At 67.9% G+C, this 16,626-nt stretch carries 13 protein-coding genes; 6 read left to right on the forward strand and 7 right to left on the reverse strand.

Annotated elements, in window-relative coordinates:
- Nucleotides 1-92: 92 nt before the first annotated feature.
- Nucleotides 93-1,244 carry a glycerol dehydrogenase gene (locus C5E05_RS02355; RefSeq protein ID WP_104341001.1) on the forward strand — a complete coding sequence of 384 codons (1,152 nt, stop codon included), beginning with the start codon at nt 93-95 and terminating at the stop codon, nt 1,242-1,244.
- Between the two features lie 76 nt (nt 1,245-1,320).
- On the opposite strand, the gene C5E05_RS02360 is transcribed toward C5E05_RS02355, so the two are convergent.
- The 4 genes from C5E05_RS02360 to C5E05_RS02375 all read right to left on the reverse strand — a co-directional run bounded on the left by C5E05_RS02360 (nt 1,321) and on the right by C5E05_RS02375 (nt 6,591).
- On the reverse strand, nt 1,321-3,462 hold the full coding sequence (locus C5E05_RS02360; protein WP_104341002.1) for a 3-hydroxyacyl-CoA dehydrogenase NAD-binding domain-containing protein: 2,142 nt from the start codon (nt 3,460-3,462) through the stop codon (nt 1,321-1,323).
- Between the two features lie 5 nt (nt 3,463-3,467).
- A complete protein-coding gene (locus C5E05_RS02365) occupies nt 3,468-4,694 on the reverse strand; it encodes a thiolase family protein (RefSeq protein WP_258063782.1) in 1,227 nt (408 codons plus the stop codon).
- Between the two features lie 75 nt (nt 4,695-4,769).
- Entirely contained in the window at nt 4,770-5,996 is a 1,227-nt protein-coding gene (locus C5E05_RS02370; protein ID WP_104341003.1) for an HRDC domain-containing protein, read from the reverse strand.
- Entirely contained in the window at nt 5,986-6,591 is a 606-nt protein-coding gene (locus tag C5E05_RS02375; protein ID WP_104241339.1) for a DUF3000 domain-containing protein, read from the reverse strand. Before C5E05_RS02375 ends, C5E05_RS02370 begins: the two co-directional genes overlap by 11 nt.
- Nucleotides 6,592-6,695: 104 nt before the next feature.
- On the opposite strand from C5E05_RS02375, the gene C5E05_RS02380 reads away from it, so the two are divergent.
- On the forward strand, nt 6,696-7,877 hold the full coding sequence (locus tag C5E05_RS02380) for an alpha/beta hydrolase (protein WP_104341004.1): 1,182 nt from the start codon (nt 6,696-6,698) through the stop codon (nt 7,875-7,877).
- Here C5E05_RS02380 and C5E05_RS02385 read toward each other — a convergent pair.
- On the reverse strand, nt 7,874-8,317 hold the full coding sequence (locus C5E05_RS02385) for a SufE family protein (RefSeq protein WP_104241337.1): 444 nt from the start codon (nt 8,315-8,317) through the stop codon (nt 7,874-7,876). The genes C5E05_RS02380 and C5E05_RS02385 overlap by 4 nt on opposite strands.
- A 169-nt stretch (nt 8,318-8,486) precedes the next feature.
- On the opposite strand from C5E05_RS02385, the gene zapE reads away from it, so the two are divergent.
- The 4 genes from zapE (at nt 8,487) to C5E05_RS02405 (ending at nt 12,525) form a co-directional block, all read left to right on the forward strand.
- Complete coding sequence (zapE, locus tag C5E05_RS02390; protein ID WP_104341194.1) at nt 8,487-9,473, forward strand: cell division protein ZapE; 987 nt, start codon at nt 8,487-8,489, stop codon at nt 9,471-9,473.
- Between the two features lie 205 nt (nt 9,474-9,678).
- Complete coding sequence (locus tag C5E05_RS02395) at nt 9,679-10,911, forward strand: ammonium transporter (protein ID WP_104241336.1); 1,233 nt, start codon at nt 9,679-9,681, stop codon at nt 10,909-10,911.
- A 122-nt stretch (nt 10,912-11,033) separates the two neighbouring features.
- Complete coding sequence (locus C5E05_RS02400; RefSeq protein WP_104341005.1) at nt 11,034-11,534, forward strand: DUF456 domain-containing protein; 501 nt, start codon at nt 11,034-11,036, stop codon at nt 11,532-11,534.
- 112 nt (nt 11,535-11,646) lie between these two features.
- On the forward strand, nt 11,647-12,525 hold the full coding sequence (locus tag C5E05_RS02405; RefSeq protein ID WP_104306819.1) for a hypothetical protein: 879 nt from the start codon (nt 11,647-11,649) through the stop codon (nt 12,523-12,525).
- Between the two features lie 104 nt (nt 12,526-12,629).
- On the opposite strand, the gene C5E05_RS02410 is transcribed toward C5E05_RS02405, so the two are convergent.
- A complete protein-coding gene (locus C5E05_RS02410; RefSeq protein WP_181059317.1) occupies nt 12,630-15,482 on the reverse strand; it encodes an ExeM/NucH family extracellular endonuclease in 2,853 nt (950 codons plus the stop codon).
- Nucleotides 15,483-15,588: 106 nt separating this feature from the next.
- A complete protein-coding gene (locus C5E05_RS02415) occupies nt 15,589-16,596 on the reverse strand; it encodes a Ku protein (protein WP_104298739.1) in 1,008 nt (335 codons plus the stop codon).
- Nucleotides 16,597-16,626 lie beyond the last annotated feature (30 nt).

Genomic DNA, 16,626 nt, shown 5'->3' on the forward strand with positions numbered 1-16,626 from the left:
ATTCGCGCCCTCACTCGCTGAGTACGGGCGCTGTGCGCGTGCATCTCCGGTCGATACCGTTGGAGCGATTTCCCACGACGAAGGAGTTCCGCATGAGCACTGAGATTCCCATCCGCACCGTACTGAGCCCAGGCCGCTATGTGCAGGGCAAGGGCGCACTTGCACGGCTCGGGGAGTTCGTCGCGCAGATCGGGTCCACCCCGCTGCTGCTCGCGGACGACTTCGTCTGGGACCTCCTCGGGGAGCGCCTCTCGACCTCGTTCACCGGGGGAGAGGCCGAGGTCCCGCGCGAGCGCTTCAACGGCGTCGCCTCCTCGGGAGAGATCGACCGCATCGTCGAGGTCATCACGGCGAGCGGCAGCGACGTGATCGTCGCCGTCGGTGGAGGCAGCACGATCGACGCCGCGAAGGCCGCGGGCCACCTCGCTGGCGTCCGATGGGTGAGTGTCCCCACAGTCGCATCCACCGACGCGCCGACCTCGGCGCTCGCCGTCATCTACACGGAGGCAGGGGAGTTCGAGGAGTACCGCTTCTTCCCGCGCAACCCCGACCTCGTGCTCATCGACTCCCAGCTCGTGGCGGATGCACCCGCACGGTTCCTCGTGGCTGGTTTCGGCGATGCGCTGGCCACCTGGCTCGAGGCCCGTGCGACGAGCCGCTCCAACGCGAGCACGATGGCGGGTGGGCTGCCCACGCAGACCGGAACGGCCCTCGCGAAGCTCAGCTGGGACGTCCTCTGGGAGAACGCGGCGACCGCGCTGGACGCCGTCGAGGACGGCGTGGTGACGCCGGCTCTCGAGCGCGCCATCGAGGCGAACACGCTGCTCTCGGGACTCGGCTTCGAGTCAGGTGGGCTCGCTGCCGCCCACGCGATCCACAACGGGCTGACAGCCGCCCCGCAGACGCATGGCCTGCAGCACGGCGAGAAGGTCAACATCGGATCGATCGCTCAGCTCATCCTCGAGGGGGCTCCCGCGGAGGAGATCCGCGATTTCATCGTCTTCACCACGAAGCTCGGGCTTCCGACGACGCTCACGGAGATCGGGCTCTCCACCGACGACAAGCACGAGCTGCGGCTCGTCGCCGAGGCCGCGACCGTGGCGGGGGAGACGATCCACAACATGCCGTTCGCGGTGACGTCCGACGATGTCATCTCCGCGCTCACCTCGCTCGAGCGGCTCTCGCGCCGTATCCGCGCCGAGGCCGGGCTCCCCGAGCCTGTCAAGTACCACGCCAAGCACTGACGACGACCCCACGACACGAAGGCGCCTCCTCACCCGAGCTTCGGGGAGGAGGCGCCTTCGTTGTCAGCTGACGGGGTCAGTGCGCCGCGGCTCCGCGGATCGGCGGCGTATGGAAGGTGCCTCCGAACGCCTTCTGGGAGGCTCCGACCCGGTCGAGGTAGGGCGTGATGCCTCCCGCCTGGAACGGGTAGCCAGCTCCCAGGATGAGGCACAGGTCGATATCCTCCGGCCCCGCAACGACCTGCTCATCGAGCATCCGCTTGATCTCGTCGGCGAGGCCGACCTCGACGCGGTCGGCGAATGAGGCGGCGGTCATCGGCGTCTTGCCACCCGCGACGATCTGCACGGCCTTCTTGTCGAAGCCCTTCACGCGGCCCTTGCCGTCACGGTCGTACAGCTTGCCGTAGTCGGCCAGCCTGTGGAGGTTCTCGGACTCGAAGAACCGATCAGGGAACGCCTTGTGATGCGTGTCGAGCACGTGGGCGCCGACCTTGAGCCCCACCAGCTCGAGCAGCTCGAACGGTGTCATCGGGAGGCCGATCCTGTCGAGCGCGTGGTCCACGGTCTCGAACGAGGTGCCGGTGTCGACCGCGTTCATGGCCTCGCCAAGGACCTTGGCGAGGACGCGGTTCACGACGAATCCTGGCGCATCCCTGGTGATGACGGCGGTCTTCTTGAGGTTCTTCGCGGTTGCCATCGCCGTCGCCAGCGTCGCGTCGTCGGTGCTGTCGGTCCGCACGACCTCGATGAGCGGCATCTGCGCGACGGGGTTGAAGAAGTGGAAGCCCACGAGGCGCCCCGGGTGTTCGAGCTGAGCGCCGATCTCCGCGACCGAGAGGGAGGAGGTGTTCGTGGCGAGAACGGTCTCGGGTCCCACGATCTTCTCGAAGTCCGCAAAGACCTGCTGCTTGACGCCCAGCTCCTCGAAGACCGCCTCGATGACCCAGTCGCAGTCCGCGAACTCGCTCCGGTCGGTCGTGCCGTGGACGAGGCCGATCAGTCGGCCGTACTCGTCGCTCTCGATCCGCCCCTTCTCGTGCAGCTTCTCGAGCTCGCGCCGGATGGCCGCGACTCCCGTGTCGACGCGAGCCTGGTCGAGATCGGTGATGACGACCGGCACCTTCAGGCGGCGCACGAAGAGCGTCGCGAACTGTGTCGCCATGAGGCCGGCACCGATGACGCCGACCTTGTCGATGCGGCGAGCGAGGGCCTTGTCCGGGGCGCCTGCGGGGCGCTTCGCACGCTTCTGCACCAGGTTGAAGGCGTAGATCGAGGCCACAAACTGGTCGCCGGAGATGAGGTCGGCCAGGGCCTCGTCCTCCGCGGCGAAGCCCTTCTCCCGGTCGTCGCCCTTCGCGAGCTTCAGCAGCTCGAGTGCGCGGTAGGGAGCGAGCGCGACGGTGCCGAGCTTCTCCTCAAGCGACTTCCTGGCGATGCTGATCGCGAGATCCCACTTCGCGAGGCGCTCGAGGCGTCCGGGAGCGTTCGGCCGCTTGACCTCGATGTCTCCGCCGATGACCTTGTCGGCCCAGGCCAGCGAGTCCTCCAGGAAGTTCAAGCTCGGGAAGATCGCGTCGGCGATGCCGAGCTCCGCCACCTGGGGTCCCTTGAGCATCCGGTTCTGCTTGAGCGGATTCTCGATGATGACCTTGAGGGCGTTCTCGATGCCGATGAGATTCGGGAGGATGCTCGCGCCTCCCCAGCCCGGAACGAGGCCGAGGAAGGTCTCGGGCAGGGCGAATGCCGGAACGGTCGCGTCGACCGTGCGGTAGTCGGAGTTGAGCCCGATCTCGACGCCGCCTCCGAGCGCGAGTCCGTTGTAGAACGTGAAGCTGGGTACTCCGAGCTTGCCGAGGGAGCCGAGCACCTCATGGCCGAGCCTCGCGAGGAGGAGCGCGACCTCTCGGCTCGGGATCGATCCCACGTTGGAGAGATCAGCTCCGGCTGCGAAGTTGAAGCGCTTGCCCGTGATCGCAACCGCATGGATGTCATGGGAGGAGGCGCGGGCGCGCAGGCCGGAGAGGACCTCGCCGAGTTGGGCGAGCGTCTCCGGTCCGAGCGTGTTCGGGCGCGTGTAGTCGTGGCCGTTGTCGAGGGTGATGAGGGCCAGCGTGCGGCCGCTCGGCAGCGTGACGTCACGGACGAGCGAGTGCGTCACGACCTCGTCGGTGCTCATGGCGAGCAGGGGAGCGTAGCGTGCTCGAAGATCGGTTGCCATGGTGCTCAGCGTCCCTTCTTGCCGAAGCCTCGGCGTGCGTGCGACTTGCCGTTCCAGTTCGGGTTCTCCCAGATGACCGTGCCGCCCTGTCCGAGTCCGACGCACATCGCGGTCAGGCCGAAGCGAACTTCCGGGTGCTCCTCGAACTGCTTCGCGAGCTGCGTCATGAGGCGGACACCTGAGGATGCGAGGGGATGCCCGATGGCAATGGCTCCACCGTACGGGTTGACCGAGGGGTCGTCGTCGTCAATGCCGTAGTGGTCGAGGAACGACAGCACCTGGACGGCGAAGGCCTCGTTGAGCTCGAAGAGTCCGATGTCGTCGATCGTCATGCCGGCGCGATCGAGGGCCTTCTCGGTCGAGGGCACGGGCCCGAGACCCATGACCTCGGGCTGCACTCCGGCGAACGCGAACGTCACCATGCGCATCTTCGGGGCGAGGCCGAACTCCTTCGCGGCGGCGCTCGAGGCCAGGATGGCGGCCGTGGCCCCGTCGTTGAGCCCGCTGGCATTTCCGGCCGTCACTCGGCCGTGCGGGCGGAACGGGGTCTTCAGCGTCGAGAGCGTCGCCATGTTCGTCTCTGGTCGGAGCGTCTCGTCGCGGGTCGCAAGGCCCCAGCCCGCTTCGGATTCGATGGCGACGGGGATGAGGTCCGGCTGCAGCTGGCCGTTCTCGTAGGCGGCAGCGGCCTTCTGCTGGCTGCGCATCGCGTAGCGGTCGCTGCGTTCGCGTGTGAGCTGCGGGAATCGATCGTGGAGTCGCTCGGCGGTCTTGCCCATGTTCAGGGCGTCACCGCTGACGAGCTGCTCGGCGACGAAGCGCGGGTTGGGGTCTGCACCGATGCCGAGCGGGTGCCTGCCCATGTGCTCGACGCCGCCGGCGATGGTGACGTCGTAGGCCCCGAAGCCGATGCCGGACCCCATGGTGGTGACGGCCGTCATGGCGCCAGCGCACATGCGGTCGATGGCGAGGCCGGGAACGGTGTTCGGAAGTCCAGCGAGGATCGCCGTGGATCGGCCGAGCGTCAGTCCCTGGTCGCCCTGCTGGGTCGTCGCGGCGATGGCGACGTCGTCGTAGCGTTCGTGCGGGATCTGCGGGTTCCGGTCGAGGAGACCCTTGATCGCCTTGACTGCGAGGTCATCCGCACGGGTCTTCCAGTACATGCCCTTCTCGCCCGCACGTCCGAATGGGGTTCGAACGCCGTCGATGAACAACACTTCTCGATTGGCCACACTGCCTCCAAGCATCTATTGACTCGGTCATCCTATGGATGCTCGCCTGATCGGAAGCCAATGCGTCGTGTGAAGCTACGAATCCTCGTCGTTCTGCACGGAAGTCAATTGGTCAGCTTCTACAAAAGCCGAGGCGATTCCCTGTGCAACCTCGCTGGTCTGCCAGGCCCGTGCGCCGAGCTCGCGCAGGTGCTCGGCGACGGCGTCGGCGGAGACAGGCTGACGCGGGACCCAGGCGGCTCGACGCAGCAGCTCCGGAGTGAGCAGGTTCTCAACCGGCATGTGGAGGGTCTCAGCGTGGGCGACGAGGAACTCGCGCGCGAGCTTGAGCCGACGGTCCGCCTCGGGGGAGCGCTGCTCCCACTGGCGGTGGTGCGGCATGCGGTCCGGGGCCCGTGGCGCCTGCGGAGGCAGCTCCTCGGTCGTGAGTCCGCGCTCGACGGCACCCCACCAGCGGTCGAGCTGGGTTCGGGATGCGCGTCCGGTGAATTCCTTCAGGCGTGCCAGCTCGCCTCGAGTGCGGGGCATGGCTGTCGCGACCGCTGCGAGCGCTCGGTCCGGGAAGAGTCGCCCAGGGGCGGTGTCGGTACTGCGCGCCGCCTCGTCGCGAGAGAGCCAGAGCTCCCTCGCCACAGCGAGGGCCCTCGGGCTGCGGAGCCGGCTGATGCCGCCGATCCGGCGCCACGGGTCCGGCTTCTTGACCCCCAGCTCGCGAGTGAGGATGTCCGCGAACTCCTCGCGGGCGGCATCGAGCTTCTCGGCGTCGATGAGCTCCTGGTGGAGCTGGTCCCTGACGTCGATGAGCAGCTCCACGTCGAGCGCAGCGTACGCGAGCCAGGTCTCCGGCAGTGGGCGAGTCGACCAGTCGGCGGCTGAGTGCGCCTTCTCGAGCGTGATGCCGAGCAGGCGCTCGATGACGGCGCCGAGCCCGACTCGCTCGTACCCGAGGAGCCTCGCCGCGAGCTCGGTGTCGAAGATGAGGCTCGGGTCGAGATCGAGCTCGCGGAGGCACGGAAGATCCTGTGTCGCCGCGTGGAAGATCCACTCCTCGTCGCCGATGATCTCCTGCAGCCGCGCGAGCGATCCCGTCGCGATGGGATCGATGAGGAGCGTGCCGCTCCCTCGCCGGTAGAGCTGCACCAGGTAGGCGCGCTCCGAGTATCGGTATCCGGATGCGCGCTCCGCATCCACGGCTACGGGTCCCGTGCCGGCGGCGAGACGATCGAGTGCCGCCTGCAACTGCGCTTCGGTCTCGATCACCTCCAGTCCGCCAGCTTTCAGACGGTCGGCATCAAGCCCCATCTTTCGCCTTCCTCAAGTGCTGGAGAACCTGGACTCCGTCGTCGGCCTCGGTCTCCGGGGGCATGCCCGCCAGCAGGCAGAGCAGCTCGCCCCAGGCTTCCGCGTGAGCCGCGAGGTCCGTCTCCCGTGGGGTCCAGGATGCTCGGAGTTCGATCTGGGCGCCCTCGCCCTGGTCTTCCAGCTCGCCGAAGCCTCGACCGTTGATGGTCGTCGCCGTGCCGGACGGGTGCTCGAAGGCCGCGCCTCTGGACTCAAGGGCATCCATCAGCCACGACCAGGCAACGGGCGCGAGGAAGGGGTCGACGCCGATCTCGGGTTCGAGGGGAGCCTGGGCGAAGCACACGACGCGGAAGGCGCCGCGCCAGGCTTCTGGCTCGCTCTCGTCGTGCAGCAGGATGAACCTGCCGGTTCCGAGTTCGGAATCGCTCGCGTGAGCAGTAGGCCGCACGTCTCCGGAGAGGGCGAGCGACTCGGGGGCCAGGTTCGCCGGGGGGCGGATCTCGCTCACCGTGAGGGCAGAGCGGAACTCGGCCGCACGGACCGCCTCTACGGCGGCCTCGAACTCCGGGGCGGATCGATGCAACGGGACAACCACGCGACGAGACTAGGCCTGGCCCTGGGCTCCGCAGATCAGGCGCGCCGTGTCGGAACGTCGCCCGTCCGGCGTGTTCACGGCCGGGTTGCGTCATCATCGACGTGATGTGTGCCGCAAAACGTGCCTCAACCGAGTCGTCGTCGTCGGCGACGAAATTCGCCGCAGCCTCGCTCGGCGCTCTCGTCGTGGGACTCGGGGCCGTCGTCGCGACCGCCTCGACCATGGTCGCGCGCGCAGTCGTCACCCCGCCGCGACGCCGCAAGGATCCGGTCCGCCTGCTCGGCGTCGACAAGCAGGCAGGGACCGTCACGCTCGCACGAACGCCCGAGACGGCCGCTCCCGGGCACTACAGCCTCGTCTTCGCGGCAGAGACGGGTCGCGCCAACGTGGGTGCAGTGGTCGACGAGTCAGAGCGCACCGTGACGAGGCGCTTCTGGGGGGAGCAGGGCGCGCAGCTCGAGCGGGTGCGGGCCGTGCGCCTGGCATCGGCGCCGCAGCTGTGGGTTCGGGACCTCAACCTGCCCTGGCGCTGGGTCGATGTGCAGACGCCACTCGGTGCGATGCCAGCCTGGCTCATCCCCGCGGCTCAGGCCAGCGACTCGTGGGCGATCCACGTCCACGGTCGCGGTGCGGTCATGACGGAGCCCCTCCGGGCCGTTCCGCTCTTCCGCGGTCGAGGCTGGAACTCGCTCGTCGTGAGCTACCGCAACGACGCTCTGGCGCCGCCCTCGCCAGACGGCAAGTTCGGCCTGGGAGCCACGGAGTGGCGCGACGTCGAGTCGGCGATGGACTGGGCCGTGTCCAGGGGTGCTCGGCGCATCATCCTCGTCGGGTGGTCGATGGGCGGGGGCACGGTCATGCAGGCGGCCCTCAACGCGCGACACCGGGAGCTCATCGCGGGCATCTTCCTCGAGTCTCCGGCGTTGAGCTGGCGATCGATCCTTCGATATCAGGGGTCGGCCATGCGGCTCCCTCGTTTCGTGACCGCCCTCGGCATCTGGCTCATCGGCAGCCCGCTCGCGCGGCCCCTCCTCGGCCTGGAAGCGCCGATTCCGCTCTCGAAGCTGGAGATCCTTGATCGGCTCGCCGAGCTGACGGTGCCCATCCTGCTCTTCCACTCGAGTGGCGACACGGTTGTGCCGGTCGATGCGAGCCGGGAGCTCGCCAGGCGGCGCCCGGACCTCGTCACCTATCGGGAGTTCGAACGGGCACTGCACACGCGGCTCTGGAACGTCGACAGCGGGAGATGGGAGCAGTCGCTGGACGAGTGGCTGGCGACCTTCTAGGAGCGTCCGTCCGCCGAGAGGAGCTCGAGCAGCTGGCGCTTCGCCCGCGCCTGCAGGGCCACCATGCCGCTTCGTCGCAGCGGTGAGACCAGATCCGTGAGCCCGAGGGCGCCCGGGAGATCCTCGGGAAGCCCCAGGAGAGCCTCCGGTTGCTGCCCATCCACGCCCTGGACAAGCGCAGCCGCGAAGCCCCGTGTCATCGGCGCGCCGGGTGGAACGGAGATGCGCAGGCGCACACGCCGCTCCGGGGTCAACGAGACGTCGAAGAAGACGGGCGACTGACACTCGATGACGCGCTCGAACGACGCTGTGTCGCCCGGGTCGACGCCGGGGAGCTCTGCACCGATCTCGGCGAGGAGTTCGAGGCGGTCGCGGGGTGATACCTCGAGCAGCTCCTCGCGGAGCAGATCGAGGGATTCCGGAAGCGTGACGTCGTGCATGCCACCACGGTACCGGGCAGGTGCCCTGACGACGCGCAGCTGAGCGGCTGACGGTAGGATCTACAGGAGCCCGCACCGGGCATTACTCACTGGAAAGTACGAGGACTCCGTGGGCGTAGGCCGCTTGCTGCACCTGACCGAACTCTCACCGACCGTCACGGCGGCAGAGATGGTGAAGGACCTCGTGCCTCCCAGGCAGTTCGACGCCGCCAAGTTCGCCACGTACCGGCCCGATCCCGAGTACCCGTCCCAGGCCGCCGCCGTTGAGGCGGGGGAGCGCTTCGCCGGAGTGAAGGCAGCTCCCGCGTCCGGCAGCAAGGGCCTCTTCGGCTTCCTCAAGAAGGCACCACCCGTCAAGCCCGGCATCTATCTCGACGGCGGCTTCGGCGTCGGCAAGACGCACCTGCTCGCCTCGATCTGGCACGCGCACCCGGGACGCAAGTACTTCGGCACCTTCATCGAGTACACCGCGCTCGTGGGCGCTCTCGGCTATGCCGAGGCGGTCCGCTCACTGCGGGGCACCAGCCTCATCGCCATCGACGAGTTCGAGCTCGACGACCCGGGCGACACGATGGTCATGTCCAGACTCCTCGGTGAGCTCGTCGACTCGGGTACGAGCATCGCCGCGACGAGCAACACCCCGCCGAACGCACTAGGCGAGGGTCGCTTCGCGGCCTCGGACTTCCTCCGCGAGATCACGAAGCTGGCCGACGTCTTCGACACCCTGCGCATCGACGGGACCGACTACCGGCGCCGCGACATGTCCGGCCACGCCGCCGTCACGCCGCCGGAGCGCCTCGACTCGCTGGTGGAAGACGCGGTCGCCGACGGCAGGTCCGTCGCGTACGACGGCTTCGACGACCTCGTGCAGCACCTCGCCACCGTGCACCCATCCAAGTACGTCCGGCTCGTCGAGGACATCGACCTCCTCGCCCTCAGCGATGTGCACGAGCTGACCGACCAGGCTGAGGCCCTCCGCTTCGTCGCCTTCATCGACCGCGTCTATGACGCGCAGATCCCCATCGCGGCTTCTGGGCTCGCCCTCGACCGGATCTTCGGCGGCGGGATGATCGACGGCGGCTACCGGAAGAAGTACCTGCGCTGCGTCTCCAGGCTCATCGCCTCGACTGCGCAGGAGCAGACCGCCTCCGTGTGACGGGCGCGTCCCGTGCCACGCCTCCGGTGGCGCGATGACGCTCGCGACACAGACTCGTAACACACCGGGCCGCTCCGAAACATGATGGAAACGGTCCCGCCCCATCACTGACACGCGCCTTGCGCAGACTCATTGCATCTCCCCACTCCGTGTCACGACGACGCGGCCTCCAGGTCGCAGCACGGGTGGCGAAAGCGAGGATGCAATGGATACCGGTGGAACCGCCTGGCTGATGATCAGCGCAGCGCTTGTGCTCTTCATGACACCAGGACTCGCCCTCTTCTACGGCGGCATGGTGAAGGAAAAGAGCGTCGTGAGCATGATGATGCTCTCGTTCGGGGCCCTCGGCCTCGTCGCAGTGCTCTGGATCCTCTACGGCTACAACATGTCGGCTGTCTCGGGAGATTCCTTCTTCCAGTTCGCGGGAGACCCCCTCTCCGACTTCGCGCTCACCAACCTGATCCAGGACAGCAACGCGACCGCCGGTGCGGCGTACGGCGGCACCTTCGCCATCATCACCACTGCTCTCATCTCGGGAGCCATCGCAGACCGAGCCAAGTTCGGTGCCTGGATGCTCTTCGCCGGCATCTTCGCGACGTTCGTGTACTTCCCCGTCGCTGCCTGGGTCTGGGGCGGTGGCTGGATCATGCAGCTCGGCGCGCAGCTCGGCTTCGAGGGTGTCGAGGTCATCGACTACGCGGGTGGCACGGCGGTGCACATCAACGCCGGAGCGGCCGCGCTGGCCCTCGCTCTTGTCCTCGGCAAGCGCGTCGGCTTCGGCAAGGGCATCACGCAGCCCCACAACGTTCCTCTTGTCCTCCTCGGAACCGCGATCCTCTGGTTCGGCTGGTTCGGCTTCAACGTCGGCGCGGCGTGGGGAGACCTCGAGGGCACCGAGTTCCCGGGACCCGGACTGCTCTTCATCAACACCATCGCGGCTCCCGCCGCGGGTATCCTCGGCTGGATCATCGTCGAGAAGCTGCGCAACGGCAAGGCGACCTCGATCGGTGCCGCGTCGGGCGCGATCGCCGGCCTGGTCGCGATCACACCGGCCTGCGCCGTGCTGACGCCCGGATGGGCGCTGCTGCTCGGCCTCGTGTCCGGTGTCCTGTGCGCCTTCGCGATCGAGCTGAAGTTCAAGCTCGGCTTCGACGACTCGCTCGACGTCGTGGGCCTGCACCTCGTCGGCGGCCTCGTCGGCTCCATCTGGCCCGGCCTGTTCGCCTTCGACACCGGTCTCTTCACCGGTGGCGGGTTCGAGCAGCTCATCGTCCAGCTCATCGCTTCCCTCGGTGTCCTCCTCTACTCGTTCGGAGTGAGCTTCCTCGTGGCCTGGGTCATCCAGAAGACCATCGGCTTCCGGGTGCGCCACGAGGACGAAGTGGCCGGCGTCGACGTGGTCGTGCACGGCGAGACCGGCTACGCGCTGTCCCGCTGATCACGCGGACGGCCTTCGGGGGCTGTGTATCCACACCTGTGGATGCACGGCCCCCGTTCTCGTTCCTCACCCCGAGCGCACCCCCAAGGGATGGGACTCGGCAACCCGGTACGGTTGAGGGCATGAGCGCACCTGTGATCGCAGCAATCGTCGCCGTGGTCCTCGCCATCGTCGGCATCGTCGGCATCATCGTTCCCGTGCTGCCAGGCAGCATCACGATCGTCATCGGCTTCCTCGTCTGGGCGATCTTCGCCGGCTCGTGGCCCGTCTGGGTTGCGTTCGCGATCGGCGCCATTCTGCTCATCACGGGCATGATCATCGGCTGGGTGCTCACGGGGCGTGGCCTGCGCAAGAAACAGGTCCCGAATCGCTCCGTGCTCATCGGGCTCGGCGTCGGCATCGTCGGGCTGTTCGTGCTGCCGGCGTTCGGGCTGCCGATCGGCTTCGCCGTCGGTCTCGTGGCCTCGGAGTACGTGAGGGTCCGGGAGTTCCGCGCAGCTCTCGACTCGAGTTGGACCGCAGTGAAGGCGCTGGGCCTCGGCATGGTTATCGAGCTCATGTGCGCGCTCGTCGCCACGACGATTCTCGCGATCTCGGTCTTCGTCCACTTCATCTGGCTCTGAGTTTCCTGAACTCTCGGGCAGGTCTGACTTCGACTTTTGCGCAGATCCCCATACCCTGGGTGGAGCTGTCCGCGTTCTGTGCGCGAGAGCAGATCGTGTTCGGAGGAGCCGTATGTCGAACGGGGAGACCTCGAACGCCGTACTGGCGTTCGTGAAGAAGCGCCCTGGTGAGCTCGCTGCGGCGACCATGAGCGTCATCGCCGTGGGTGCCGTGGTCGCTGCGCTGACGGTCTCGAGCGGTCAGGGCGCCAAGGTCGCCGAGCCGATCGACACGGTTGCCGCCCCGGAGACGACGAGCGTTGCCGCATCGACGGCGAACTCGAGTGACGTCGTGAACCTGCACATGCTGGCGCAGCCGCTCGCCAGCCTGCCTGCTGAGCGGGTGGGATCTGCGCAGAAGACTGCGCTGGAGGATGCCCTCAAGCAGGTCAAGGACGCACTCAGTGCGACGGCGTCGGAGGCAGATTCGCTGCAGACGGCGTATACGGCGCTCCAGAACGCAGTGGGCGGTATGGCCACGAGCACGCTCGCGCTGGGTCGTGAGCATCGCCTGCAGGTGACGCTCGCATCGGCGGACATCCTCACGGCCTACGACGCTGCGCTCATCGAACTGGATGACGCCGCCGACGACCGTGCGCGCACGAGCGGCATCGCATCCGTCGTGCGCCAGGGCACCGCCGCTCAGAGCTCCCACAGCGCCGCCGTCAACTCCCAGCAGGGCGAGGACCCCAACGCGCCGGAGCCTCCACTGGATGATTCCGGAGACGACGAGCCCACCCAGGCCCCCAGCCCGTCGGAGCCGGTACCGCCGGCGCTGACGGCCCAGCCTGTCCCGGACGGTCCTGGTGCCAGCACGCCCCCGACGGAGCCCGAAGAGACACCGGCGCCGACGGATCCCCCCGTTCCGGAGCCGACCGAGGGTCCCAACGAGCCGCAACCGACCGGGGAGCCGACGCCCACCGCCGAATCGGGCAGTACACCGAGCACCTGACGCTCGGGCGTTGGCCCGGACATCAGAGAGCCGGCCGCAGTGCATCCCTGCACTGCGGCCGGCTCTTGTGCTGAGCCCGGCCGTGCGGGCGCCCGTCTGTCAGATCAGGCTCGTGCCCTGCGCCGCCTCAGGAGCAGCGCGAATGCTCCCGCGAGCAGGCTCGCCCCACCGCCGACAGCCAGGAGTGCGCCGAGATCGGCCCCGGTGCTCGCGAGCTGCTGGGCTTCCGCGCCTGGGCCATCGTCCGAGCTGTCCCCGTGTGCGCCTGGGGCCGCGGGACCTGCGCCGGGCGTCGCGAACGCACCGGGTCCACCAGCATCGCTCGGAGTCGGAGTCGCAGTCGGGGTCGACTGCGACTCGGAGGGGACCGGCGTGCTCGTCGGATCCGCCGTCGCCGTCGGCTGCGGCGACGGCTCTTCGGCGAAGTCCAGTCCGATGAGGAACGGGTTGTGATCGGAGGAGCGGTACACATCGCCCGAGTAGAGCTGTGTGCGGTTGTAGTTGTTTCGGCTGTACTCCGTGCCGACCTGCTCGTAGGCGTTGATCGTCCAGACGTCGGCGCCCGTGACCGCGTCCTCCGCTGCGTTGCTCGCCAGGATGTGGTCGAGCGACCCGACAGCGCCGCCGAAGCTGTACGAATACTCGGTACCCGGTGAGCCGGGAACTCCAGCGGCGCGGTTGCGCGCATCCCCCAGGTTCGTGAAGCCCGCATCCGCGAGCACGCGCATGGGGGCCTCGTGGGAGTAGCTGTTGAAGTCACCGGTCAGGAAGACCAGATCGGTGCCGTGCTCCGCGCGCTGTGCCTCCGTGAAGCGGACGAGGGCCTGCGCCTGCCGTGTTCGGTCGCCGTTCCAGCCACCGACGGCTGCTGCGGGTCCGACGTCGTCGTCGTCGTTGGCATTGTCGCCGTCGCCTGAACCGCCCTTCGACTTGAAGTGGTTCGCGACGACGACGAACTCCGTGTCCGTCGCTGGGTCAGAGAACGCCTGGGCGAGGGGCGCGCGACCGTTCGCGAAGGCCGGGTCGTCGAGGATGCTCGATGGGTGGCTCACCTCGACGGAGGCTGGCTGGTAGATGAACGCCGTGCGGATGACGTCGTCGCCCGTGGACGGCACCTCTGCGGGGGATGGAACGTGGGCCCACCGCTCCGAGCCTGCCGCCGTGTTGAGCGCCGTGACGAGATCGACGAGCGCCGCGTCGCGGTCCTTGCCGAAGTCCGACGAGTCCTCGATCTCCTCGAGCGCGACGATGTCGGCGTCGAGCTGATTGATCGCGGCCACGATCTTCGCTTCCTGCCTCGCGAGGTTCGCCTCGTCCCAAGCGCCGCGCGGGAGGCATCCGTTGGCGCTCACCGGCTTGCCATCCCGATCGGTGTAGCTCTCACTCGGGTCGCAGAAGTCGACGCCGAGGCTCGTGAAGTAGTTGAGCACGTTGAACGTGCCCAGCTGGAGGCTGCCGCCGACCAGCTCGGGAGCGGGCTCGCGGGCATCGGAGAAGGTGGCTGGTGCGCCGTTGCTGCCCGTGAGCGTCGATGTGGGCTGGAAGCGGTAGCTGTCGAAGGAGTAGTGCACGACGACTGGCTGCGTGAAGTTCGCTGTCGCACCGATCGTGACGGGCGACTCGATGCTCAGGTAGGGGAGCGGGATGTCGGCGTTGATGAGGCCGCCACCTTCTCGACGGAGGAAGTCAGTCGATGCGCCGTCATCGAGGATGACGCTGTTGGCGGCGTTGTACTCCTCCTGCGCGACCGCCTCTGGGCTGCCCGGTGCCCCAGCCTCCGTCGGCGTCACAAGCAGACGTTCGCCGACGGAGAGCCCGATCTCTCCGTACTGGTTGAGCGCGTAGTTGTCTGCCACTCGGTAGGTGCCAGCTGGGGCGAGGAGCATTCCCTCGAAGCGCTCCCGCTCCTCGTCCGTCTCCGGCCACTCGATCGAGAGGGGCTCTACGACGTCCGCAGGCCCGCGCTCGAGCTGCTCGACAGCGCTTGCGCTGATCTGTGTCGACTCGAACCGCTCAGCGACCCGTCCGGTGACCGCGACTCGATCGCCGATCCTGACGTTGGCGGCGGCTGCCGGGCCGTAGACGAAGATGCCGGTCGAGGCGGTGTGCGCGGTCGGGTCGGTCGCGCCTCGGGTCTGGATGTTGAAGCCGCCGAGTCCGCCTTCCGCGTAGACCGCGGTGACGATGCCCTCGGTCGTCACCGTCTGGTCGACCATCGGCGACGCCGAGCCCGTGCCCTGGATCTCCGCGATCGACGCGAGCTCCGTGCTTGGCGGCACCGTCGGGGTCGAGCTCGCCGTGGGCTCGGGGGTGGTGGTCGAGCCGTTCGCGGAGCTCTCGGGGGTCGGCGCCGCGGCGACGAAATCGGCGGAGTTCTGGTCGGTGTCGACCCCCGTCGTCGCGCGCTGCGTGCTCAGAGCATTGTCGAGTTCCGGCGCAGGAGCTGAGCCCTCGAAGACGCTCGCGGTGCCATAGCCGACAAGATCAACGACTGCAGCCGCGCCTGTGCCGTCCGCTCCGGGAAGGCTGATCACGTCGATCGTGCTCGCGAGAGCCACGATGCCACCACGCGCGCCCATGGCGATGTCGCCGCTCGAATCAGGGGTCGGCAGCTCGCCGGTGCTGGCGCTGCCGGCTGCCAGCGCGAGGAGATAGTGACTCCCAGGTGCCACATCGCCCGAGAGTTCGGCGACTCCGCCGAGGTTGCCGCTCGCGGAGAAGTACTGGACGGACCAGCCTTCGATGCTCACCGCCGAAGCGCTCGGGTTGTAGAGCTCGACGAAGTCGTTCGAGAAGCTCGACCCCGTGTTGCCACCGCCGCCGTACGCCTCGTTGATGACGAGCTCGGTGCCGCTGGGAGCCGCGAAAGTCGGGGGCGCGGCGGCAACGAGCAGGCCGCCTCCAGCAAGGGTCGACGCGGTTCCCACCGCAAGGAGCTTCTGCCAAGTTCGAGTCACGGTGTCCTCCTGGGCGTGCGTCTGTGACGGGTCGCGGTCACCGTATCGCCACGGTCTCGCCCAGCGACTTCGCGCACGTGAACACCCGGTGAACGGGGCAGCCCGTCTACCCGGCCTTCGAGCGCGTCGCTGAGCCGGCCTTCGAGCGCTTGGCTGAGGCATCGGCCTTCGGCGCAGCCTTGGTCTTTCCCTGCTTCGCGGGAGCGGACTTCTTCGGAGTCGTCTTGCTGGCAGCGTTCTTCTTCGCGCCCGCCTTCTTCTTGCCGCTCCTGCCCTGAGCTCCGGCGCTCGACCTCGTCTTCTTCGCGACGCCCTTCTTCGCAGGTGTCGTCTTCCCCTTGTCGATGCTCCTGCGAAGCGCCTCCATGAGGTCGATCACCTCGCCGCCTGGTTCAGAATCCTCGGACTCGCCGAAGGTCGCCGCCGTGTCGAGGGCGTCCCCCTCCGCGAGCTTCGCGTCGATGAGCTGCTGCAGCTGCTCCTGGTAGTCGTCGGTGAAGCGATCCGGCGCGAAGTCGGCCGCGAACGAGTCGACCAGCGACGCCGACATCTTCAGCTCCTTCGCCGAGATCCTCACGCGTTCGTCGAGGGCCGGGAACTTCGCCTCGCGCACCTCGTCGTCCCAGAGCAGGGACTGCAGCATGAGCACGTCGCCTCGGGTCCGAAGCGCGCCCAGCCGCGACTTCTGCCGCAGCGAGAAGTGCACGATGGCGGTCCTGTCGGTCTTCTCCAGTGTCTTGCGCAGCAGCACGTACGCCTTCGCCGACTTCGAATCGGGTTCGAGGAAGTAGCTGCGGTCGAACATGATCGGGTCGAGCTGTCTGCTCGGCACGAACTCGACGACGTCGATCTCACGGCTGCGCTCTTCCGGCAGTGAGCTCAGGTCCTCCTCCGTGAGTACGACGGTCCTGTCCTCCTCGGCGTAGGCCTTGTCGATGTGCTCGAAGTCGACGACCTTCCCGCAGACCTCGCAACGTCGCTGGTAGCGGATGCGCCCGCCATCCTTGTCATGGACCTGGTGCAGGTGCACGTCGTGGTCCTCGGTGGCGCTGTACAGCTTCACGGGCACATTGACGAGGCCGAAGGCGATCGAGCCTTTCCAGATGGATCTCATGCGCCCAGTACAGCCGACCAGTCACGTCGT

Origin of the sequence: Pseudoclavibacter sp. AY1H1, assembly GCF_002931055.1 — a bacterium.
Taxonomy (GTDB): Bacteria; Actinomycetota; Actinomycetes; order Actinomycetales; family Microbacteriaceae; genus Pseudoclavibacter.